The 22,805-nt window shown below is 43.8% G+C and carries 19 protein-coding genes; 14 read left to right on the top strand and 5 right to left on the bottom strand.

Features of this window, described 5'->3' with window-relative positions; genetic code table 11:
* The first annotated feature begins 221 nt into the window (after positions 1-221).
* The 13 genes from ACNURT_RS01300 to ACNURT_RS01240 all read left to right on the top strand — a co-directional run bounded on the left by ACNURT_RS01300 (position 222) and on the right by ACNURT_RS01240 (position 15,480).
* Positions 222-1,142: a cyanophycinase gene (locus ACNURT_RS01300; protein WP_419700200.1), complete on the top strand. Its 921-nt coding sequence runs from the start codon at positions 222-224 to the stop codon at positions 1,140-1,142.
* A gap of 201 nt (positions 1,143-1,343) precedes the next feature.
* The gene (locus tag ACNURT_RS01295; RefSeq protein ID WP_419700199.1) at positions 1,344-2,186 is read left to right on the top strand and encodes an isoaspartyl peptidase/L-asparaginase; all 843 of its coding nucleotides are present in this window, start codon (positions 1,344-1,346) and stop codon (positions 2,184-2,186) included.
* Between the two features lie 156 nt (positions 2,187-2,342).
* Positions 2,343-2,966, top strand: a complete 624-nt coding sequence (locus tag ACNURT_RS01290; RefSeq protein WP_370996894.1) for a tetratricopeptide repeat protein — start codon at positions 2,343-2,345, stop codon at positions 2,964-2,966.
* A 185-nt stretch (positions 2,967-3,151) separates the two neighbouring features.
* Positions 3,152-5,293 carry a carboxy terminal-processing peptidase gene (locus ACNURT_RS01285; protein ID WP_370996893.1) on the top strand — a complete coding sequence of 714 codons (2,142 nt, stop codon included), beginning with the start codon at positions 3,152-3,154 and terminating at the stop codon, positions 5,291-5,293.
* 183 nt (positions 5,294-5,476) lie between these two features.
* Complete coding sequence (locus ACNURT_RS01280) at positions 5,477-6,595, top strand: ligase-associated DNA damage response exonuclease (protein WP_419700198.1); 1,119 nt, start codon at positions 5,477-5,479, stop codon at positions 6,593-6,595.
* Positions 6,592-8,208 carry an ATP-dependent DNA ligase gene (locus tag ACNURT_RS01275; protein WP_419700197.1) on the top strand — a complete coding sequence of 539 codons (1,617 nt, stop codon included), beginning with the start codon at positions 6,592-6,594 and terminating at the stop codon, positions 8,206-8,208. Before ACNURT_RS01280 ends, ACNURT_RS01275 begins: the two co-directional genes overlap by 4 nt.
* 64 nt (positions 8,209-8,272) lie before the next feature.
* A complete protein-coding gene (locus tag ACNURT_RS01270) occupies positions 8,273-8,734 on the top strand; it encodes a MaoC family dehydratase (RefSeq protein WP_419700196.1) in 462 nt (153 codons plus the stop codon).
* Positions 8,735-8,951: 217 nt separating this feature from the next.
* Positions 8,952-9,962, top strand: a complete 1,011-nt coding sequence (locus ACNURT_RS01265) for an LLM class flavin-dependent oxidoreductase (protein ID WP_419700195.1) — start codon at positions 8,952-8,954, stop codon at positions 9,960-9,962.
* Positions 9,963-10,277: 315 nt separating this feature from the next.
* Positions 10,278-11,012 (top strand): acyl-CoA desaturase, encoded by a 735-nt coding sequence (locus ACNURT_RS01260; protein WP_172334005.1) that lies wholly within the window; start codon positions 10,278-10,280, stop codon positions 11,010-11,012.
* A gap of 343 nt (positions 11,013-11,355) precedes the next feature.
* A complete protein-coding gene (locus ACNURT_RS01255) occupies positions 11,356-12,612 on the top strand; it encodes a pyridoxal phosphate-dependent aminotransferase (RefSeq protein ID WP_419700194.1) in 1,257 nt (418 codons plus the stop codon).
* 210 nt (positions 12,613-12,822) lie between these two features.
* Positions 12,823-13,407 carry a DUF4142 domain-containing protein gene (locus ACNURT_RS01250; protein WP_370996886.1) on the top strand — a complete coding sequence of 195 codons (585 nt, stop codon included), beginning with the start codon at positions 12,823-12,825 and terminating at the stop codon, positions 13,405-13,407.
* Between the two features lie 523 nt (positions 13,408-13,930).
* Complete coding sequence (locus ACNURT_RS01245) at positions 13,931-14,950, top strand: Gfo/Idh/MocA family oxidoreductase (protein WP_419700193.1); 1,020 nt, start codon at positions 13,931-13,933, stop codon at positions 14,948-14,950.
* A 41-nt stretch (positions 14,951-14,991) separates the two neighbouring features.
* Positions 14,992-15,480 carry a TlpA family protein disulfide reductase gene (locus tag ACNURT_RS01240; protein ID WP_370996884.1) on the top strand — a complete coding sequence of 163 codons (489 nt, stop codon included), beginning with the start codon at positions 14,992-14,994 and terminating at the stop codon, positions 15,478-15,480.
* A gap of 96 nt (positions 15,481-15,576) precedes the next feature.
* Here the strand turns inward: ACNURT_RS01240 and ACNURT_RS01235 are convergent, their stop codons facing one another.
* The 3 genes from ACNURT_RS01235 to ACNURT_RS01225 all read right to left on the bottom strand — a co-directional run bounded on the left by ACNURT_RS01235 (position 15,577) and on the right by ACNURT_RS01225 (position 19,080).
* Positions 15,577-16,542 carry a transglutaminase family protein gene (locus tag ACNURT_RS01235; RefSeq protein ID WP_419700192.1) on the bottom strand — a complete coding sequence of 322 codons (966 nt, stop codon included), beginning with the start codon at positions 16,540-16,542 and terminating at the stop codon, positions 15,577-15,579.
* 15 nt (positions 16,543-16,557) lie between these two features.
* Positions 16,558-17,493 carry an alpha-E domain-containing protein gene (locus ACNURT_RS01230; protein WP_076373942.1) on the bottom strand — a complete coding sequence of 312 codons (936 nt, stop codon included), beginning with the start codon at positions 17,491-17,493 and terminating at the stop codon, positions 16,558-16,560.
* A 138-nt stretch (positions 17,494-17,631) separates the two neighbouring features.
* Positions 17,632-19,080 carry a circularly permuted type 2 ATP-grasp protein gene (locus ACNURT_RS01225; protein ID WP_419700191.1) on the bottom strand — a complete coding sequence of 483 codons (1,449 nt, stop codon included), beginning with the start codon at positions 19,078-19,080 and terminating at the stop codon, positions 17,632-17,634.
* A gap of 267 nt (positions 19,081-19,347) precedes the next feature.
* On the opposite strand from ACNURT_RS01225, the gene ACNURT_RS01220 reads away from it, so the two are divergent.
* Positions 19,348-19,710 (top strand): hypothetical protein, encoded by a 363-nt coding sequence (locus tag ACNURT_RS01220; protein WP_419700190.1) that lies wholly within the window; start codon positions 19,348-19,350, stop codon positions 19,708-19,710.
* A gap of 63 nt (positions 19,711-19,773) precedes the next feature.
* Here the strand turns inward: ACNURT_RS01220 and ACNURT_RS01215 are convergent, their stop codons facing one another.
* Positions 19,774-20,904, bottom strand: coding sequence for an acyltransferase family protein (locus ACNURT_RS01215; protein WP_419700189.1), 1,131 nt, complete (start codon positions 20,902-20,904; stop codon positions 19,774-19,776).
* Positions 20,905-21,009: 105 nt separating this feature from the next.
* Positions 21,010-22,791, bottom strand: coding sequence for a RagB/SusD family nutrient uptake outer membrane protein (locus tag ACNURT_RS01210; RefSeq protein ID WP_419700188.1), 1,782 nt, complete (start codon positions 22,789-22,791; stop codon positions 21,010-21,012).
* Between the last annotated feature and the right edge of the window lie 14 nt (positions 22,792-22,805).

The raw sequence follows: 22,805 nt of genomic DNA, 5'->3' as shown, positions 1-22,805 counted from the left end.
AAAACTTAATAGTGTAAATAAAACTTTTGAAGGTAAAAAGCATTAAATGTTCACAACAGCCTACGTTTGTGGGGGTTTTTATCTTAATTTGTATTTAAAACCGGTTGATTAGGTGAAAAAGTTGACGGAGTAAATGGTTATTTATGGCATATTGCCCAATTTAGGCTAACTCGGTCGGCCTGATATAGCCTAATCAACCCCTGCAACTAAACAAAAGAACTATGACTGTCCCGAAAGGAAAACTAATCATTATAGGCGGCGCTGTAGACATGGGGAGTAATGTGACCATCCAGGAGCACATCATGCAGCCCGACTATATTAAATTTTTTGAACAGGGAATTTTAAAGCGAATTATTACCGAATCTGACAAACACGAAGGCTCATTAATTGAAGTAATAACCACAGCCTCGCAGATCCCGGAGCTTGTTGGCAATGAGTATGTGAAGGCTTTTGGGCAGCTGAATGTAACCAATGTAAATGTATTGCATATTAAAAGCCGGGAGGATGCCGGTAACCCTGAATATCTCGACCGGATTCGCAAGGCCGATGTGGTGATGTTTAGTGGCGGCGACCAACTGAGGCTTACAGCCATTTTTGGCGGCACCGAATTTTTACAGATCCTGAAGCGGCGTTATCAGAACGAAAACTTTGTGATAGCCGGTACTTCGGCGGGAGCGGCAGCGGCCTCCACACACATGATATACCGTGGGCAAAGTAATGAAGCCCTGATCAAAGGCGAAGTGCAGATCACTGCCGGTTTGGGTTTGATCGACTCGGTAATTGTTGATACACACTTTGTACAGCGTGGTCGTATTGGCCGGTTAATGTACGCCGTAGCTACTAATCCCGGCATTTTAGGTATTGGTTTGGGCGAGGATACTGGTTTGCTGATCACTGAAGGCAATATAATGGAAGCTATTGGTTCGGGATTGATTATCCTGGTAGATGGCCGTAATATCGTAGCTACAAATATTTATGATGTAGAGATGGGCTCGCCGGTATCTATCGATAACCTCAAAGTACACGTAATGTCTATATTTGATATATATGATCTTTCTCAGCACCGTTTGATCATCAAAAAAACGGTGAAAGTAGAAGAGGGCGTTTTTATACAGGCTCCGGATAGCGATTTGTTGCAATAAAACCCCACCCAACCCTCCCCGGAGGGGGAGGGCTAAAATAAAAAAAGCGTCCCTCTTTCCGCCGAAGGCGAAGAGAGGGTGGTCGAGCGAAGCAACGACCGGGTGAGTCGATCGCCGATAGGCTTACCGGATACACCCAAAATAAACCCATCACAAAAGAGTTATAGTTTATACAACATTGATCAATTAACTCAGTTTAATATGAAGATCATTATACATGGCGGTTTCTTTAGCGAATCGCGAACCAACCAGGAAGTAAAGCAGGCCAAACAACAGGCTTTAAAAGAAATAGTAGAGGCCGGCCATAAATATCTGCAAACACACAATGCGCTGGAAACGGTGGTATACACGGTTAGGCTGCTGGAAGATTGTGATCTTTTTAATGCAGGTACCGGTTCACAGATCCAGAGCGATGGCAAGATCAGACTGAGTGCTTCGCTGATGGATGGTAAAACGCAGCGCTTTTCGGGCGTGATTAATATCGAGGATGTTAAAAACCCCATTTGTATAGCCGAAAAGTTATTAACCTATGATGATAGGGTGCTGAGCGGCAAGGGTGCCCGTGATTTTGCTACCGAAAATGGCATTGGGTATTATAATCCTGAAACACCACAGCGCAGGCATGAATATGAACAAAAATTGCGCGATTCTATCCGCCTGGGTACCGTAGGCTGCGTAGCCCTTGATATTTATGGCGATTTGGCCGCAGCTACTTCCACCGGGGGCAAAGGTTTTGAAATACCGGGCCGTGTAAGTGATTCGGCCACTACTGCCGGTAATTATGCCAATGCTCATGCAGGTATATCCTGTACCGGTGTTGGGGAAGATATTGTAAGCGGTTCAGTCGCTTCAAAAATTGTTACCCGGGTTACCGATGGTCTGCCTATATCTGCTGCCACCGATAAATCATTGGATGAATTAAAGCCTTTTAACGGTTTTGCAGGCATCGTCGGAATATCAGCCGACGGTCATATTTATCATGCCGATACCCACCCCTATATGGTTTGGGCCCTGCATGACGGCGATGTAGAGGTTTTTGAATAAAAATTAAAATAATTAATTATAACATTAGGTAGGATTACTGCGTTAAAGGAACTGTCTGCATAAACAGCCCACATACAGGGTATTGCATATAATAATATTTATATTATTATATTTGTTTACTGATTAATTTAAATTAAGCCCAGTTAAAAAGATTAAATGAGGATCATTTTACTTGTATTCTTATGTTCACTTAGCCTTTCTGCATCTGCACAGTGGTATAAGTACAACCCTTTCAGAAAGCATGAACGCTATCCGCAGATCGCGCTTTTGAAAGATCATTCTATCAAAAGACTGCCTGTTTCCCAGATTGCGAAACCAAAGATCTTGTACGCAAAAATTGAACGTACTCCGTACGCGCTTTTCCTGATGGAAGCATCAGTCATGAAAACGGCCCAGCATAATATGCGTTTTAGGGTTTATAATTCGGCCAGTTATAACTTTAGTGATCTGGCTCAGATGTATCTGAAACAGAATAGGCTATCTGAGGCTAAATGGTATTTGCTGCAAAGTTTGCAGATCTCGCGCCAGCAAAATGATAACCGGCATACTATCACTAACCTCATTAACCTGGCCGCGGTAAAAACAGGCTATGGCGATTTTCCCCAGGCCAAACAGGATCTGTTGGAGGCCCGCACCATTGCCAATTCATTGGGCCTTACCATGGATGTAGCGGCGGTTGATAAACAAATGCGCTATCTGGAAGAGAACAAGACCCGTTTAAAAACCGAGATCCGCTACGCCGAAACCCCCGACACTGACGCCACGCCGGCTATAAAGTAAAATTTTTATGTAACAATAGCGTAAAATGCTGGTAGTTATATACTACAAGCAAAACATTATCGTATAATTGTTATTGTAATTAAGAGACAGTATTTCACTGTCTCTTTTTATTTACATTAGCAAATTAATAAAAGGCACAAGTATTGATGTTTTACACAAACCCCGATTTAACTACAGTAAAAGATATGTTGAAGAAAGTATATTTAGTATTGCTACTGGCTGCCGCGCTTGCTTGTAAAGCGTCGCCGTCAAAACCAATAAAAGTCCCTGGCTCCACCGATCTGCAACCTGACGAACAGCAAAGCGTTGTTTGTAAGCAGATCACCTCATTGATATTAAACCATAACTATAAAAAGGTTGATCTGAATGATTCTATTTCGACCGTTGTTTTTGACCGTTATATTAAACTGCTTGATGAGAACCATAGCTATTTTTTAGCATCCGATATCAAAGATTTTGAAAAATATAAAACCGTTTTAGACGACGACCTGAAAAGCGGCAACTTGAACGATGCGTTTTATATCTTTAATGTTTTTCAAAAAAGATATCTGGAGCATGTGAATTATTCCCTGGCACAGATCAATAACAATTTTGACTTCAATAAAAACGAAAACTTTGTTTATGACCGCGACAAGTTGCCATGGCCCGCTACACAAGCCGACATGGATGCCATGTGGACACAACGTGTAAAATACGATCTGCTGAACCTGAAACTGGCCACCAGCGATATGGCTAAAAACAAGGAAACACTAAAAAAGCGTTACCAGAATTTATTAACGCAAGCCAATAAGTTATCCAACCAGGATGTTTTTCAGTATTTTATGGATGCCTTTACCGAGGCTATCGACCCGCATACCAATTACTTTAATCCATCAAACGCGGCAAACTTTAATATCGAAATGTCGCGCCAGTTAGAAGGTATCGGTGCATCGCTGCTGACAGAGAACGAGTATGTAACCATTAAAACCATAGTACCAGGCGGTCCGGCCGATAAAAGTCACCAGGTTAACATTAACGACCGTATAGTTGGCGTAGCACAAGGTAAAACCGGTGAATTTCAAAACATCATAGGCTGGAGGGTTGATAACGCTATTGCCATCATCCGCGGATCAAAAGGAACTGTGGTTAAGCTGGAGATATTACCTGCTGGTGCAAGTGCAGGAGCCAAACCTAAGGTTGTAGAATTGGTACGCGAAAAGATCATCTTGAAAGATCAATCGGCTAAAAAAGAAATACGAACTTACAACAGCAACGGTAAAACGGTTAAAATAGGAGTAATATCCATTCCTGCTTTTTATATCGACTTTAACGATTATAAAGCAGGTAACCCCAATTACAAGAGCACCACACATGATGTGAAGCTGATACTTGACTCCCTGAAACAACAAAATATAGACGGTGTAGTTATAGACCTGCGCGAAAATGGCGGTGGTTCCTTAATGGAAGCTATTGAGCTTACCGGCTTATTCATCAAAACCGGTCCGGTAGTGCAGGTAAAAGATACCCAGGGACAGATAGAGGTTGATAAAGACGATGACGCGGCAGTGGCCTATTCTGGTCCGCTAAGTATCCTGGTTGATCGTTTCAGCGCTTCTGCATCCGAAATATTTGCTGGCGCGATACAGGATTATGGCCGTGGTATTATCATGGGTACACAAACTTATGGCAAAGGATCGGTTCAAAGCGCTATTGATCTAGACCGCATCTTAGGTTCGCCGATACGCGATAAAATTAACCAGCTGGCCGGTGCGGCAACCGGAGGGAAAAAAGCCATATCAACCGGTAGCCAAAGTACCTATGGGCAGCTTAACTTAACCATCGCCAAATTTTACCGCATTAGTGGTAACTCCACACAGCATAAAGGTGTAACGCCGGATATTTCATTCCCATCATTAATTCCGCTGGATAAATATGGTGAAGATACCGAGCCTTCGGCTATGCCATTTGACATCATTCCCAAAACAGACTTTACTAAAGTAGGCAACTTTAACACGGTTTTACCGCAATTGCAGAAATTGCACGATCAGCGTATGACCACCAGCGACAGCTATAAATACATGCTGGAAGATATAGCCGATTTCAAAAAACACGATGCTGAAGATAGCGTAACCTTGAACGAAGCGGCCTTAAAGAAACAACGCGATGCCGACGAGAAGAAAGCCTTTGAACGCAATAACCTGCGCAGGATAGCTTTAGGATTACCGGCTCTTAAAAAAGGACAGGCCAAACCAAAAGACGAAGATCTTGACTTTGTAAAACGCGAGGCCGGTCAGATCATGACCGATTACATTAGTCTGGAGCCCAAGCTAACAAGCACAAAGCCATAAGCCCACCAGCCCCCTAAAGGGAGTTGGGATGTGCAGATTGTAGATGTGCAGATATGCAAATGATCAGAAAAGCAGAATATAAAAATCTGCATATCTGAAATTTTGCATATCTGCACATTTTTGTTTCCCCCTTCAGGGGAATAGGGGCAAACCAATTTGCTTTCCGTAGGTTATGTTAACACCATGGCTAAGAAACCATTATTAGAGTTTACCGACCAGGGGATTTACTGTTCCCGGGGCAAGTTCTATATCGACCCCTGGAAACCGGTTGACGACGCCGTGATCACTCACGCACATGCCGACCATGCCTATCCGGGAAACAAACGTTACCTGGCACATCACTTATCAAAAGAAGTATTGCTTTACCGGCTGGGCGAAATAAAGCTGCAAACCGTGGAATACGGCGAAACGGTAATGAAGAACGGCGTATCCATTTCGCTATACCCGGCAGGCCATGTGATCGGGTCGGCACAGGTTAGGGTTGAATACCAGGGTGAGATTTGGGTCGTATCCGGCGATTATAAGGTAGAGGACGATGGCATTTCGGCGCCGTTTGAACCTGTAAAATGCCATCACTTTATTTCGGAATGTACCTTCGGCATGCCGGTTTATACCTGGAAACCGCAAGTGCAGGTATTTGAAGATATCAATAACTGGTGGCGCGCTAATTTACACAACGGCGTAGCTACTGTGCTGGTAGGCTATTCGTTAGGCAAAGCGCAGCGCATCCTGCAAAACCTGGACCTGTTTAATGGCAAAGTATACACACATGGCGTTATCGAAAATACAAACGAAGCCTTGCGCCGTAACGGAGTATTGTTAAATCCAACAGAAAGAATTACGCCTGACTCTGTTAAGGAGGAGGTGAGAAAAGGCATTATCCTGGCGCCGCCATCATCCGTGGGTACACCCTGGATGCGCAAGTTCCATCCCTATAGTTTTGGCTATTGCTCGGGTTGGATGGCCATTCGCGGGGCCAAACGCCGGCGGGCTGCAGATCGCGGTTTTGTACTCTCGGATCACGCTGATTGGAACGGGTTGATCAGCGCCATCGATGATACAGGTTGCGAAAGCGTTTACCTTACGCATGGCTATACCGCCACATTCGCCAGGTATTTAAATGAGATAGGCTTTGATGCTCATGAGGTGCATACTTTATACGGGGACGATGAAGGCCCCTCCAACCTCCCCGAAGGGGAAACCTCCTCCCAGCCTCCCCCAAAGGAGGATGAGTTTGACAGTTCTGATAAAAATGCTAATGAAATCCTCCCCTTTGGGGAGGATTTAGGAGGGGTTTCATGAAAGCCTTCGCCCAACTCTTCTTATCGTTAGATGAAACCAATAAGACCAATGAAAAGGTAAGGGTATTGAAGGATTATTTTAATTCTGTGCCCGATACCGACAAAATGCACATGCTCGCCCTGTTTACCGGGCGTAAACCCAAGCGGCAGATCAATTCCACCCTGGTGCGTACCTGGGCCATCGAAGCATCAAATATACCGGCCTGGCTGTTCGAGGAAAGTTATCATGTAGTGGGCGATCTGGCCGAAACCATGGCGCTGCTTATGCCCGAAACTGCCAACAGCAGTAATAAAACCCTCACCGAATGGATAGCCGAGATCAACGCGCTGAATGATAAAACTGAAGCCGAAAAAAAGCTCTGGCTACTGGATTCATGGGCCATGTTGGATAGCCAGGAACGGTTTGTATTTAATAAACTGCTGACGGGCAGCTTCAGGGTGGGGGTATCACAAAACCTGGTGATCAAAGCGCTTGCTGATATTTCCGGACTGAAAGCTACCGTACTTACCCACCGCATTATGGGTAGCTGGATGCCCGAAACCTATCAATACGCCCAATTGATGGATGAACAGGATACTGCCGAAAATATATCACGGCCATATCCGTTTTTCCTGGCCTATCCCATACAGGAAACATCCGAAAAACAGAAAACACCTGCCGAGGTTGGCGCTGCCCTGGGCGATGCCGCTGATTGGCAGGCCGAATGGAAATGGGACGGGATACGTGCCCAACTCATCAAAAGAGGCGGCGAAATATTTATATGGAGCAGGGGTGAGGATCTGGCTACCGAAAAGTTTCCGGAGCTGCATCCATTTTTAAACGCCCTGCCCGATGGTACGGTGATAGATGGCGAGATCCTGAGTTTTCAAAACGGGCAACCCATGCCCTTCAATGTGCTGCAAACCCGTATCGGTCGCAAAAATCTGAGTAAAAAGATACTGGAAGAGAGCCCGGTTGCTGTGATAGCTTATGATTGCCTGGAATACAAGGGCGAAGATATCCGCTATAAAATCCAAACGGAAAGACGGGCCATACTGGAGCAGCTACAGGCAGTTACCCCATATCCGGAAGTGTTCCGGATTTCGGCATTAATAAAATTTGATACCTGGGATGAACTGGGAACCATCCGGGAGCAGTCGCGCGCCATGATTGCCGAAGGTATTATGCTCAAGCGAAAAAACGCCGCTTACCAGGTAGGCCGCCGCCGGGGCGATTGGTGGAAGTGGAAGATCGATCCGCTGTCGGTTGATGCCGTGATGATCTACGCGCAGAAAGGGCACGGCCGCCGGGCGGACTTGTATACCGATTATACCTTTGCTGTTTGGGATGGAGATAAACTGGTGCCTTTTGCCAAAGCTTATTCCGGCCTTACAGATGCCGAGATCAGCAAGGTTGATTATTTTATCAAGCGCAACACCATCGAAAAATTTGGCCCGGTACGTACCGTAAAGCCCGAGCTGGTGTTTGAGATAGGCTTTGAAGGGATTAACAGATCAACGCGGCATAAATCAGGCATAGCCCTGCGTTTTCCACGGATATTGCGATGGCGGCATGACAAACCCAAAGAGGAAGCCGATACTTTAGATAGTTTAAGGGCTCTTTTGGGCGATTGATAATTTTATACCAGTTCACATAATTAATTTATTACTTTGCTGTACAAATTATAACAGCATACTGATGATCATTGTAAATAACTATAACGAGTTTGAAGCGCAATTAGGTAATGAACTGGGCGTATCCGACTGGCATATCATTACGCAGGAACAGATCAATAAATTTGCCGATGCCACGCTCGATCATCAATGGATCCATACCGATCCGGAAAAAGCCGCGGTCGAAAGCCCTTTCAAAACAACCATTGCCCATGGCTATTTGACGCTGTCGCTTATTCCATATCTGTGGAAACAAGTGGCCGATATCCGTAACCTCAAAATGGAGATCAATTATGGTATAGAAAACCTGCGCTTTGCACAGCCGGTGCTGGTGAATGACAAGGTACGATTGAAGGTAAGGCTTTTCAACCTCATTAACCTGCGTGGCGTTACCAAAGCCACCATGGCCGTTGAACTGGAAATTGAAGGCCAAAAGAAACCCGCCTTTTCCGGCGATGTGGTTTTCCTTTATCATTTTATTGATTAGTTGAGGTGTGTGAGTGCGAGAGTCAGGTGCGTGAAGAGAAAGCTATGCGCCTCACTCTCACACCGGCACCCCACTCTCATTCAGTCGCGCATCTCATACCCAATCCCGCTCTGGCACCGACACCCACTCCCACACTAACAAAGTAATCCCAATGCCATAAAAAGCCCCTCATAAACCCTGGCATCAACCCTATCATTACATTTGTGTTTATCATATTATGGACACAAAGAAAATCCGTTTAAGCGTGCTCGATCAGTCGCCGATAAGAAAAGGGGCTACTGCCGAGCAGGCCGTAAAAGAAACCATCGAATTAGCAAAATATACCGAACAGCTTGGCTATACCCGTTACTGGGTTTCCGAGCATCATAACACCGGCATCCTGGCTGGCTCAACACCCGAGGTGCTCATTGCCTACCTGGCTTCACAAACCCAGCGCATGCGTATTGGCTCGGGGGGTATCATGATGCCTAATCATAGTACTTTAAAGGTTGCCGAAAACTTCAGGATGTTGGAAGCGCTTTTTCCGGGTCGTATTGATCTGGGCATGGGCCGCGCGCCGGGTACCGACCGTATTACGGCGTCTGTGCTCAATCCCTCAAACCAATTCAGGGAAGATGATTTTGTAGAACAGTTGACCGATCTGAACAATTATTTTCATGATACTTATGAGCCAGGTACCGTACAAGCCAGGATAAGGGCCATCCCGCAGGTGAAAACTGTACCCAACAAATGGCTGCTGAGCTCCAGTGGACAAAGCGGCTTATTTGCCGCGCACTTTGGTATGGGCTTCTCCTTCGCGCATTTTATAAATCCCAACGGCGGCCCGCTTAACGTAAAGCTATACCGCGAACGTTTTCAGCCATCAGATGATCTGGCGCAGCCGGAGGTGAACGTAGCCATATTTGTTTTTTGCTCAGAAGATGAGGAGAAAATAAAACAGCACCGGGCTGTGATGGACCACCGCTTTTTACAGTTTGAAAAAGGCGGCCCCATTGTACCATTAAGTTATGCCGATGTAAAAGATGAGGTATATACCCCGAGCGAACTGGAGCGCATCAGGCAAAACAGCTATCGCGTAATTACCGGTACACCTATGGAAATAAAGAAAAAATTAACCTGGCTGGCCGAAGATTATGATGTGGACGAAATTATGGCCGTAACCATCACCGAAAATTTTGACGATCGCTTAAAATCATACGAATTGCTTGCCCGGCAATTTGAATTATAATGCGCTGAGTGTCAATTAAACTTCACACGTCATTGCGAGGTACGAAGCAATCCCTAACTATACAGAGTGGCTCTGCTGATCGGGGATTGCTTCGTCCCTCGCAATGACGCGTGGAGAGAGATAGCAGAATAGGGAAGATCTGAGAGGCAATTACCCATTCTGAATTATTTCAAAAAAGGCCATTCTTTTAAACATAGAATTGCCTTTCTTGCGTTAAATAGTAATCATTCTGAAACTGTAAAAACTTTATTTCGGTTTTAATCGTATCTTTGGAAAGATTATAAATAACATTCAAATTCTAATTCATTCAATTCAGTGGTAATCATTATATTCTTTATAGCGCACTGGTTTTTGTCGCTATTCTTCCAAACGTTCTTTTTACACAGGTACGCTTCTCACAAAATGTTCACTACGAACAAGTTTTACGAAGGGGTATTTTACCTGCTTACTTATATCTGCCAGGGCTCCTCGTTTTTAAACCCACGGGCTTATGCCATTATGCACCGCGAGCACCATGCTTACAGCGATACCGAGAAAGACCCGCATTCGCCGCATTTTTTTAAGGATGTTTTTCAAATGATGATCTACACCTCAAAAAGCTACAGCATGCACGTTAAGAGGTTGTCAAATCCCGAAGAGCGTTTTAAAGGAAATATCCCCGAGTGGCGTTTTGTTGACTACGTAGGTTCATCCATGGTATCGCGTATTTCATTTGGCATATTGTATATCGCTTTTTACGTGGTATTTGCCACACAATGGTGGATGTACCTGTTAATCCCCATTCACTTTTTAATGGGCCCTATCCATGGCGCTATCGTAAACTGGTGTGGTCACAAATACGGTTACGCCAATTTTGACAATGGCGACAAATCAAAAAATACAACTCCTTTCGATTTTTTAATGCTGGGCGAATTATTTCAGAATAATCACCATAAACACCCTAACAGGGCCAACTTTGGCGCCAAATGGTTTGAGATTGATCCGGTTTACCCAGTAATGAAGCTGATGCACTGGATGCGCATTATTAAATTAAGAAAAGCATATTTGTAAGCTGAAAGCCGAAGGCTCAAAACTGAAAGCGAAAAGTAAGATCTCCGGATGTTACTTTTCGCTTTTTTGTTTTATGGCTTTCGGACTTAAGGCTGATGCATTCCTCCCCGGCGCGTCATAGGAGGAGGAACGACGTGGCAATCCCCGATATGCAGAGCGACTCTGTAAGTCAGGGATTGCCACGCTGCGCTCGCAATGACGACTTTTTAAGAACGTAGCGATGATTGGGTAAGTCTAACTGCTGGTTGCTTAATCCATACTCCTAAAGTCCTTTATCTTTGTTCCTTCTATCCTTAATCCACCCAAATACCTATATTTGCCGCTCATAAAATTCATATTTCCAATGAGTATTTCTGTATTAGCTCAAAATCTGCGCGGCTCTGAGATCATCAAGATTGCAGGCGAGATAAACGAATTGAAAAGACAAGGCCAGAATATTGCCAATTTAACCATCGGCGATTTTGACTCTAATATTTACCCCATTCCTGCCGAATTGAAGGATGGAATTGTTGCAGCATATAACCACAACCAAACCAATTATCCACCGGCTGATGGTATGCTTGACCTGCGCCAGAGCGTTTCGACATTTTTAAAAAAGAGCTTTAACCTGGATTATTCTGCTAATGAAATACTGATCTCCGGTGGTTCACGTCCTTTGATCTATTCTACCTTTCTGGCTGTTGTTAACCCCGGCGAAAAGGTAGTATTCCCTTTACCATCATGGAACAATAACCACTACAGCGATCTGTTAGGTGCCGAGGCTATCATGATACCAACTACTGCCGAAAATAACTTTATGCCTACGGCCGATGAGATCCGTCCGCATTTAAAAGGCGCGGCATTGCTGGCTTTATGCTCGCCATTGAACCCAACCGGTACCATGTTTGCCAAAAAGGACCTGGAAGAAATTTGCGACCTGGTGATAGCCGAAAATAAAAGCCGTGCAGCAGGCGAAAAGCCATTGTACCTAATGTATGATCAAATCTATTCGCAATTAACCTTTGGCAGCTTTCAACATTTTGATCCGGTTACCCTGCGTCCTGAACTGAAGGACTATACTATATTTATCGATGGTGCTTCCAAATGTTTCGCCTCTACAGGGGTACGGGTAGGCTGGGGTTTTGGTCCGGCACATGTTATTGATAATATGAAGGCTATTGTAGGCCACATGGGCGCATGGTCGCCTAAGGCCGAGCAAGTGGCTATGGCCAGCTTCATTACTAACGATGCCGCTGTAGGTACTTACTTGGCCGCTTTCAAAGCCAAAATTCAATCCAGCCTGAATGCATTGCACGAAGGTTTCCAGTCATTAAAAGCCGAAGGTTTTCAGGTAGATTCTATCCAGCCAATGGGGGCCATCTATTTGACCTTAAAAATTGATTACGCCGGCAAAACTACGCCCGACGGTACTATACTAAAAGACTCTGCCGATATTAACTTCTACCTTATTAAGGAAGCCAAAGTGGCCCTGGTGCCGTTTTCGGCCTTTGGTACCGGCGATGATGTAAACTGGTTCCGCGCCTCGGTTGGTACTATCACTGCCGAAGATATTAAGGAACTGATACCGCGTGTAAAAGCCGCGCTGACTAAATTGAAATAGTTAATAATATTATAGTGTTGCAAAAGGCCATCATGCAAGCATGATGGCCTTTTTTATACCCCTTCTTTCACGTGTCATTGCTTCGTGCCTCGCAATTGACGTGGCAGATATGGTGCATTATTTTATGTTAAATTATTCTACAAATAAGAAAATAAAACTTATCCAGGTGAAAATTGTTGACTATAAAAACAATATAAACATATATTCACTATGAAAAGATTAAGTTTAATGATGATGTTCGTGCTATCGGCATGGATATTTCAGGCATGTAACAACGGTGCCAAAACCGACAGCAAAGACAATGCTGACAGTGCAAATACCACCAAAGATACCACAACAACCGGAGCAACCGGTATTGCCGTTGACCAGGGCGACGCCAAATTTGCTACCGATGCGGCAAACGGGGGCTTAACCGAAGTGGCCGTAGCCAAAGTTGCCGAACAAAAAGCCGTTAACCCGAAAGTAAAGGCATTTGCCGAAATGATGGTGAAAGATCACAGCAAGGCCAACGAGGAATTGATAGGCATCGCCAAAACCAAAAATATTACCCTGCCCGCCGCACCAAGCGACGATAATCAAAAAAAGTTGTCGGATCTTTCGGCCAAATCAGCAACCGATTTTGATAAGGCTTATGTAGATGCCATGATCGATGATCATAAAAAAACCATCACATTATTTGAGGATGCCTCCAAAAACTGCAAGGATGCCGATCTGAAGGCTTTTGCCACTAACACCCTGCCGGTAATAAAAGGTCACCTTACCGAAATAGAGTCTATTCAAAAAGGATTGAAATAAACTGATAGATGTGCAGATATGCAAATGTGCGCATGTGCAGATGAGCTTCATTGAATACTTCACAGTTTCATATTATGTAAGCCATTCTGTTAATTCTAAATTCTGTAAATTCTGATTCAGACAAAAATAATCAGAAATAATTGTGTATCTTTAGGTGTATCACACCCACGGCCCTGCTTGCTTTGAAAATTGTAAGCAGGGCCGTTTGGTTAAAGGAATAAAAAGGTTCAAAACAGATCGTTTGGTACGCAGTTCATTGATTGTCAATAATCAAATACTTTTTAAAGTTTTCAAAACGCGTTAAAATCGCATTGAAATTTGTTAAAAAGTGTTAAAATCGATGGTTTTGAATGAATTTTGAGCCGTTTTTGTACCGGTTTTGATCAGAAATTTGTTAAAATTTGAGGTTTGAAAAGTATTTTTGAGATACACGTTGTTTGATTTTTGCAATAAGGCTAAAAAATAAATAAGCAAAAGCTTTCGGCCTTGGGCATTGAGCTTTCAGCTTGAATAAATTCTATCTATGTCATCAAAACCAATCGTTACCGGCCTTATGGCCTACGGCATGTCGGGCCGGATATTCCACGCACCATTTTTAACCACCAAACCTGGTTTTACCTTTAAAGCAGTGGTTGAGCGCCATGAAAAAAAAGCCGGCAAGGTATATCCCGATGTGATCAGCTACAATACCACCAATGAATTGCTGAACGATGCCGAAATTGAACTGATCATCGTTAATACCCCTAACAATACTCACTTTGACTATGCCCTACAAGCCCTTAACGCAGGTAAACATGTACTGATAGAAAAGCCGGCAGCTGTAACATCGGCGGAAGTAAAAACCATGTTCGACTTGGGTAAAAAGTTGAATCTCAAGGTAATGATCTACCAAAACCGCCGGTATGATAGTGGATTTATCTCGGTAAAAAAGGTAATTGAAAGCGGCAGGCTGGGCGAACTGATCGAAGTGCATTTCAGGCTGGATAGATACCGCATGCCTATTGGCCCTAAGGTTTTTAAAGAAACCAAAGACACTCCAGGCAATGGGCTTACTTATGACTTGGGCGCGCATTTGGTGGATAACGCTATCAGCATATTTGGCAAACCGCTGAGCTATGTAAAAACAACAGCTTCGCACCGCCCTGGCTCGCAGGTTGATGATTATTTTAACATCCACTTGTCGTACCCTAACCAACTGAACGTATATTTAACATCGGGTTTGCTGATAGCCGAACACTTGCCTGGTTTTGTGATCCACGGCACGCTGGGTAGCTTTGTAAAGCTGCGTACCGATGTGCAGGAAGCACAACTGGATGCCGGCATGAAGCCAACCGACGAAGGTTTTGGTATTGAACCCGAAGGCAGTGAAGGTAAACTGGTGCTGATGGGAGTTGATAATCAGAAAACAGTGGAGTGGATAGTGTCAGACAAGGGTAATTATAATGGTTTATTTGACGCGGTTTATCATACCGTGCGCGAAAACGCGTTATTCCCAATAACCGAAGAGCAGATAGCCTGGCAGCTGGAGTTGCTGGAAAGTTAAAAATATCGTAAATATGCTTAAATGAAATCTATATTAATCTAATGAAGAAGATATATCTGTTCCTTTGTTTGCTTGTAGCGGCTGGCTGTACACAGGCCCAAACCCTTGGTGCTAATACGGGCATTCCACCATATCATATATTGACTACTGATAGCGTGTATGTTACCCCGGCCAACCTGAAAAAGAATAAGCCTGTAATGGTGATTTACTTTCAACCTGATTGCGGCCATTGCCAGCACTTGATGTATGATCTGAAACCGCAGTTAAAAAACCTGCAGGATGTACAGATCGTGATGATAACTTTTGTTACGCAGCTAAAGGCAATCCAGGTTTTTCAGCGCGATTTTGATTTAGCCAAATATCACAATATCATTATAGGTACCGAAGGATATACTTATTTGGTGCAAAAATATTACCAGATAAAAAACACACCATATATTGCTATTTATAACCGTAATGGCAAATTATCGCAGTCCTATCCAATGGTACCAAGAATCCCAGTACTGATGGCGGCTCTTAAAAAAGTTTAAATCCCGGATGTGCGAATGTGCAGATTTTAGATGTGCAGATGATTGGAAGATTTTCATTCACTTTTTTATCTGCATATCTGAAATCTGCACATCAATTCATTGCTGTTGTTGCTGTTGAATAATCTCCATATGGCGCTGATAGCTGTTTTTGGTGTATTCGGTTACCTGTTGTAGCGGAGCAGTTTCCTGTAGGGTATGGTTATCATAAGCAGGGGAGTTTTCATCATCAACTGTTACAGAAACTTCCAGTTTGTGCCCTGATGATCCTTTATAAACGCCTTTTACAGGTGAGCAATCCGGGAAACTGCGGCCAACAGCCAGACGTACGTGGGTTTCATTAGCAATGCAGTTATTGGTAGGGTCGATACCCAGCCAGCCATAATCCGGGATATAGGCCTCGGCCCAGGCGTGGGTTGCACCTTCACCTCGCATGGAGCTGCTGTGAGTGCAGATATAGCCGCTTACGTAACGTGCCGGTATTTTGAGCAGGCGAAGCATCACCATTAAAATATGGGCAAAATCCTGGCAAACGCCGGCCTTTAATTTCCAAACCTCGTCGAGCGTGGTTTCAACGGTGGTAACGCCTTTAATGTATTCAAAGTTCTGATAAACATAATTGCAAAAACGGAGGGCTATCTGGTAAGGCGTATCATCCTTTGAGCGTTCCTGGTCTACAATAACCTGCAGCTCGGGCAAGCCTTCAAAATATTCCTGCTTTAAAAAATCAATATAAGGCACCATATATTGCAGGCGTTTCAGATCTTCCCATTGCTGCTCGGGGAAAATATCGTTCACGGGCAAAGGGCGCTGACGAGTGATCACATCCAGTTTGGAGTTGATGAGCAGCTGAGAATGCTGCTCGCTATAGGTAAAACTGCCTACCTCGTTGCCATAATAATCAATATGAGTGTCAACAACCGGGTTGCCGGTTATATGGAGTTCCTGTTTTACCACATCCTGGTACTCATCTTTTATGGGGAAAAGAATGATCTGATTGGCACTGTCACGTACCAGGCCTTCATAAGTATAGCGGGTTATATGTTGTATTTTAAATTCAGGCATGATCTTCAAATTAAATTATGAATTGGCGAAATAATATTCGTTCAGGGAGTTCCCTACGTTGTATAATTCGGTCCGGATCTGGGTCAAAAAACCGTGCAGGCCTTCCTGTTTAATACTGCGTACCGAACTATATTTGATACGGCTTTGCAAACGCCCTATCTGGAACGACATTTCCCGGTAGGTATCCACATTGGTGTCATTCTTCAATCTGTCAAAGTAACGCTGAATATTGTTGACCGCATAAATAACCGATCGCGGAAAATCATTATTCAGTACTACCTGTTCCAGGATATTCTCGGCCTCAAAGCCCTCGCGATAGGTTTTCAGGTACAACTCATAACCGCCTAAGGAAAGTAACAGGTGTTTCCAATAAGTGGTATCGGTGAGCAGGTTGGGATTATCACTTACGGAGCTGAACTTGGTATCCAGGATATCAACCGATTGTATGGCCCGTTCCAGGTATTTGCCAATGTTCATAAAACTGCGGCCTTCACCGCGCTCCATCGTAATCTCCACAGTGCCATAATATAACATTACCTGTTTTATTAAAACATCCAGCACACCTATAGGGTCTTCCCGTTGTAGGGCACGCTCAATCCGAGGGTCTTTTACCGTATGGTAATACTCATTGAGGCATTGCCACAGATCCTTGGTGATATGTTCCTGAACGCCGCGGGCATTTTCACGGGCCAGCGTAATAATATTGAGTATGGAATTAGGGTTGTTTTTACCCGTAACCATATATTTTAAAACCGACCGGCTATCGTTATCCAGGGTATCGGCATCGGTTTCATGCAGACCGACAAATATCCTGATCACCGGTTCCCAGGTAAATTCCTGTACGGTATCCTGCGATGAGGCGTAGTTTATTTTGAGCATTCGCAGCATGCCATCGCTGCGCTCAATGTAACGGCTTAACCAATAAAAACTTGCTGCAACCCTGCTTAACATATATCTTTTTATTTCGGATATCGAATTTTCGATTTCGGATTTATTTTCAATTATTTACGATGCCTGTTTGATTGCGGAATTAAATAAGGAAGGAATGGATATCCATTAAATCCGAAATCAAAATTCCGAAATCCCAAATCAGGCCAGCACCCAGGTATCTTTACTACCACCTCCCTGCGAGCTGTTCACTACCAGTGAGCCTTCTTTGAGGGCAACACGTGTTAAGCCACCGGGAACTATCTCGATGCCGTCCGGACCATAAAGGGCATAGGGGCGAAGGTCAACACGGCGGGGTTTTAATAAACCTTGCATATAACAAGGCGCCGCCGAAAGACTGATGGTGGGCTGAGCAATAAAATTACGCGGATCTTTCAGGATCTCTTTTTTATAGTCGTCAATCTCCTGTTCAGTAGCGGCGTGACCCATGAGCATACCATAACCCCCGCTGCCATTGGTTTTTTTAACCACCATGTTATTCAGGTTTTTGAATACATGTTCGCGCTCGTCTGGGTTACCTAATTGGTGGGTAGGAACGTTCTTCAGGATGGGTTCTTCGTTCAGATAGTAGCGTATCATATCCGGAACATAGGCATAAACCGCCTTATCGTCGGCAACGCCGGTACCAATAGCATTTACTATGGCTACATTACCTTTGCGGTATGCGCCCATAATGCCGGCAACGCCCAGCATGCTTTCGGGATTAAACACCAGCGGGTCAAGATACTCGTCGTCAACACGGCGGTATATTACATCTACCTGTTGCAGGCCGGTAGTGGTTTTCATGTATACCTTATGATTATTAACCACCAGGTCGCGCCCTTCCACCAGTTCAACCCCCATGAGGCGGGCCAGAGTAGTATGCTCAAAATAAGCCGAGTTGTATATACCCGGACTCAGCAAAACAATGGTTGGGTTTGATATTTGCCTGGGTGAAAGCGCCAAAAGGTTTTTATACAATATGGTTGGATACTCGGTTACGCTGCGAACCCCACATTGCGGCAGCAGATCGGGGAATAAACGCTTGGTAATCTCGCGGTTCTCGAGCATGTAGCTTACGCCGGATGGAGTACGCAGATTATCTTCCAACACATAAAAAGTACCGTCCTCATCTCGGATCAGATCAATGCCAGATATGTGTACATAAATATCATAAGGCACTTTGAGCTGATACATCTCGCGCAAAAAATGCGGGCAGGAGTAAATAATATCAATAGGTACTATGCCATCCTTTACAATAAATTGGTTGTTGTAAATGTCCTTCAGGAATAGGTTAAGGGCGGTAAGCCGTTGTTTGATGCCTTTCTCTACAAAGGCCCATTCGCTTGCTGTAATAATACGGGGGATGATATCAAAAGGGAATATCTTTTCGATACCCTCACCGCTGTTATAAACCGTAAAAGTAATACCCTGGCTCATGAACAGGCTCTTGGCCAGTTCTTCCTTTTTGTTCAGGTCATCGGCCGATTCTTTTGAAATATACTCGATTACTTTCAAATAATGGTCACGGACGCTGCAATTGGCACCATACATTTCGTCCCATACGCCGCCAATGGGATTGTATTGGTTAAAATAAGCTGATTCCTCCATATAAAATCACAATTAATTAGAAATATATCAATCAGTTATTTTTAAAAATGTAATTTATGAAGTGTTTTTGATAAAAAAGCAAGTTTTTATTAAAAAAAATCAATTATTTATATCAAATTTTCATTTTAGACGAATTTATACTTAATAATTTCATTTTTTAACTTGCTATTTACGTAGTTATCGGCTTTTATTTTAGATAAGTTATAGAATGGATTAGTTGAAATTAATAATCGGTCAAGTTTTTATCTTTACATTTTTAAATGTACGATGAATTTTAAGATCACTTTTCCGGCGGGATATAACGAAATCAACGAACTTGATGGTAATATTGATGTACACATCATATTGGAAAGCGGTGATGTGTTTGTGGCTACTTTGTTTACATTACCCAATATTCAAAAAATGATCGCCCAGTTTAATTCGGCAAGTTTCTGGGCCTCTGATATGATCATTGTTAGAAGTCTGGGCCATGAAACCATAAGGGAAGCTATACAGGAAATAATTGACGATGAGTACCTGGAGCATGCCTGTACACATATTGGCAGGATTGAAAAACGTTATCCAGGATTGGGTTTTGAGCAAATTCCGGATATGGCTGATGGCTATAAGCTCCTGGCAAACCGGGGATGAAAATACAACAAAGGGCAGCCGTATTAACAGCTACCCTTTGAGTAATATATTTAGGTTGAAAATTTAAACACGGATATAGACCTTCTTTTTATCCAATATCCAGCCCACGCACCAGCAAATAAGCATATAGCTTATAGCAAACAATAGCGAACCGATAGCGCCAGGAACTATTACCTGGTAAACAGAAGTATTTATCCAATCGTAAAAACTGGTTCCTTTTACGCTGAGCATATAAAAGAATATCACCAGTATCTCGGATAATACATAAATGGGTAATGGGTTTTTACCCAGAATGGTAAAAAAGCGGGTCCAATTCCCTTTGTTCCAGTTGTTGATCTCAAGTGCGTAAACAAGGAACGAAAGGATCACCAGGTCAAGTCCGGTAGTCACCAACACAAATGAGCTTGTCCACAGTTTTTTATTGATCGGGAATACCATGTTCCAGCATAGGGCCAGAAATATGAACAGCGCTCCGGTAAGCAACATTTTAGCGATGGTATCATAACCTTTGCCTTTTTGCTGTATGAATTTACCGGCGTAGTAACCAATAACTACATTCACAATTGCGGGCAGGGTACTCAGGATGCCTTCGGGATCAAAGGCGATTTTTTCGCCGTGATACATGTGACTATCGCCCAGAATAAACTTGTCCAGGAAAATACCGGCATTGCCGGTCATACTCAGGGGATCATTCGGGTCGCCAAAAACCAGTAACAAGATCCAATAGCCAACTAATAACAGAACAGATAAAACAACCACCGACTGCTTTGACAGAAAGTGAATCATGAGCGAGGCGAAACAATAGCATAAAGCTATGCGCTGTAATACGCCCATGATGCGGGTATCTGCAATAGGCGATAAGGAAATGTGACCACCCTTTAAATTAAAAAACGGGAACCAATACATGAAGTAACCTATTAAAAAAATAAGCAGGGTACGTTTAAATATTTTGCCTAAAACCGCGGCATTACCCATTTCCTGGTAACGTTTCATGGAGAAACTCATGGCATTACCCACTGCAAACAAAAAAGAAGGGAATACAAGATCAGTGGGCGTAAAGCCATGCCAGGCAGCATGTTCTAATGGCGAAAACGGAGCAGCGCCGCTACCTGGCGTATTTACGATGATCATAAAGCAGATAGTCATGCCACGAAACACATCGAGCGACAAAAACCGCGTTGATGATTTATTCATAATTTATTATTTAGGTTTTGAATGCTTAAAACAGGAAGGTGGTAAGCGATGGTTAAAAAAACTTACCGGAATGAACTATTCCGGTAAGTTTTGGTTGAATTTTTATTAATGATATCCCGGATTTTGTTTAAGCTGCGGTGTGCCGCCGCTTGAACTTAAGTCTATCTGGCTTAGCGGTATAGGGTAATACTCGCTCTTGCCTTTAATGAATTTACCTCCGTTTAAATCAGTGGTTAGTGTGCTTTCATAAGCTATATACGCATTAAGCTCGGTATCGGCAATGCCCCATCTAACCAGGTCAAAAAAGCGGTGCCCTTCCATAGCCAGCTCAATTTTGCGCTCAAAATAAATGGCTTTAAGGGCAAATGCCTGGCTTGAGAAAGCTCCGCTCGGGTAAGGGCTAACTTTATAATTGGCTGCAGGATCAGCTGTAAAGCCACCGGTTGGTTTGCTGTCATCTTTATAGGTGTGTACGAATCCGGTAGGGTCTGCAGCTCTGTTACGTACTATATTAACATAGCTTTCAGCTTTATCCAGGTTGCCGAGCTGTGCTTCAACTTCTGCAGCCATCAACAACACATCGGCATAACGGATAAGGTTGTAGTTGATGCCTGAACCAGGCGCCCATGAAGTATTATCGCCGTTAACATCCTGCTCGGCCTGGCCATATACGTTTTTGATCGGCGAGTATGGGCCCCCGAATTTTTGATCCCTTACCCAATCGGCGCCAGGGTGGTTACCCCAGTCAAGATAAGGTATACCACGACGGCCAACAGTCCAGTCAAGGCGGGGATCAATTGTTCCGGCATCTAAAGTAAAATCGGCACTTGAAGGTACGCCAATGTCAGTTTTTATAGCATGGCTGTTATAATCATCCAGGTAAGGTAATCCAGTAGTTGGGTTGGTGCGAAAATGGTTTGCCAGGTCAATAGTTGGTTGGTAGAAACCGCAGCAACTGAACGGGCTGCTGTTACCATATGGAAAGTTCAGCATATCGCCATTATTGGCATTTGAAGGGCCGTTAGGATCGGTATTCGCCGCAGCCTGTACCGCAAATACCGATTCGGCACTATTGTTAGTAGCTGTTCTGAAGTTGTCATTAAAATGTGCATTCAATGCATATTTTTGGCCCGTAGGGGTTACGCCCTGAGCTATAACAGCATCAAAAATAGGTTTGGCATCGGTATATTTATGCTCATACAGGTAGGTTTTAGCTAAGTATGCACCTGCCGCCCATTTATTAGCCCGGCCAACCTCGGATTGGGTCGTGGGTAAATTATCATAGGCATATTTAAAATCAGCTTCAATTTTTGGCCAGATATCGGCGTTGTTGGGCTGGTTAATATTCACCGTAGTTTCATCAACATAAGGTACCATATTAAACATCTTCTTCAGATCAAAATAGTAATGAGCCCTTAAAAAACGGGCCTGGGCCAGTATATTGGTTTTAGCCGCATCTGTAATGGAAGGTATAGCATTTGTAGCCTTTATGGTGTTGTTAACACGCGATATGCCTTCATAATCAGCTTTCCATTTACTATTGAAAAATCCGTTGCTGGCATCAGGTATATATTTTGCCATAGGCTCAATCTGCTGTTGGTCGCCGGCTATACTGCCTTTGTGCGCGTCGCCGCCTACAACACCGCCGTATATCCAGTTATCAGGCGAAGCTTCCCATGCGCCGCCGCCGCCAATGGCTGCGTCGCCGCCTTGCTGCCCATCTAAAGCTGCATAAGCGCCAACAAGCAGTTGGTTAGCGCCGGCTTCGGTTTGTAAATATTGTGGTAGCAATGCTCCGGTAATTGGTTTATCAAGGTATGATTTTTTACAGGCGCCAAGCGCTAAAACGCTTAACAAGGCTGCTGATATATATCTTTTAGCTTTCATTGTAATCCTCCGTA

Origin of the sequence: Mucilaginibacter sp. NFX135 (genome assembly GCF_048565145.1) — a bacterium.
In the GTDB taxonomy this organism is placed as follows: domain Bacteria; phylum Bacteroidota; class Bacteroidia; order Sphingobacteriales; family Sphingobacteriaceae; genus Mucilaginibacter.
The sequence above is the reverse complement of the archived record's forward strand: the minus strand, read 5'-3'. Positions and strand labels throughout refer to the sequence as shown.

Bases quoted from the DNA above. Each gene is read 5' to 3' on its own strand.
- ACNURT_RS01300 (WP_419700200.1), top strand. From the start codon at position 222: ATGACTGTCCCGAAAGGAAAACTAATCATTATAGGCGGCGCTGTAGAC.
- ACNURT_RS01295 (WP_419700199.1), top strand. From the start codon at position 1,344: ATGAAGATCATTATACATGGCGGTTTCTTTAGCGAATCGCGAACCAAC.
- ACNURT_RS01290 (WP_370996894.1), top strand. From the start codon at position 2,343: ATGAGGATCATTTTACTTGTATTCTTATGTTCACTTAGCCTTTCTGCA.
- ACNURT_RS01285 (WP_370996893.1), top strand. From the start codon at position 3,152: ATGTTGAAGAAAGTATATTTAGTATTGCTACTGGCTGCCGCGCTTGCT.
- ACNURT_RS01280 (WP_419700198.1), top strand. From the start codon at position 5,477: ATGGCTAAGAAACCATTATTAGAGTTTACCGACCAGGGGATTTACTGT.
- ACNURT_RS01275 (WP_419700197.1), top strand. From the start codon at position 6,592: ATGAAAGCCTTCGCCCAACTCTTCTTATCGTTAGATGAAACCAATAAG.
- ACNURT_RS01270 (WP_419700196.1), top strand. From the start codon at position 8,273: ATGATCATTGTAAATAACTATAACGAGTTTGAAGCGCAATTAGGTAAT.
- ACNURT_RS01265 (WP_419700195.1), top strand. From the start codon at position 8,952: ATGGACACAAAGAAAATCCGTTTAAGCGTGCTCGATCAGTCGCCGATA.
- ACNURT_RS01255 (WP_419700194.1), top strand. From the start codon at position 11,356: ATGAGTATTTCTGTATTAGCTCAAAATCTGCGCGGCTCTGAGATCATC.
- ACNURT_RS01250 (WP_370996886.1), top strand. From the start codon at position 12,823: ATGAAAAGATTAAGTTTAATGATGATGTTCGTGCTATCGGCATGGATA.
- ACNURT_RS01245 (WP_419700193.1), top strand. From the start codon at position 13,931: ATGTCATCAAAACCAATCGTTACCGGCCTTATGGCCTACGGCATGTCG.
- ACNURT_RS01240 (WP_370996884.1), top strand. From the start codon at position 14,992: ATGAAGAAGATATATCTGTTCCTTTGTTTGCTTGTAGCGGCTGGCTGT.
- ACNURT_RS01235 (WP_419700192.1), bottom strand. From the start codon at position 16,542: ATGCCTGAATTTAAAATACAACATATAACCCGCTATACTTATGAAGGC.
- ACNURT_RS01230 (WP_076373942.1), bottom strand. From the start codon at position 17,493: ATGTTAAGCAGGGTTGCAGCAAGTTTTTATTGGTTAAGCCGTTACATT.
- ACNURT_RS01225 (WP_419700191.1), bottom strand. From the start codon at position 19,080: ATGGAGGAATCAGCTTATTTTAACCAATACAATCCCATTGGCGGCGTA.
- ACNURT_RS01220 (WP_419700190.1), top strand. From the start codon at position 19,348: ATGAATTTTAAGATCACTTTTCCGGCGGGATATAACGAAATCAACGAA.
- ACNURT_RS01215 (WP_419700189.1), bottom strand. From the start codon at position 20,904: ATGAATAAATCATCAACGCGGTTTTTGTCGCTCGATGTGTTTCGTGGC.
- ACNURT_RS01210 (WP_419700188.1), bottom strand. From the start codon at position 22,791: ATGAAAGCTAAAAGATATATATCAGCAGCCTTGTTAAGCGTTTTAGCG.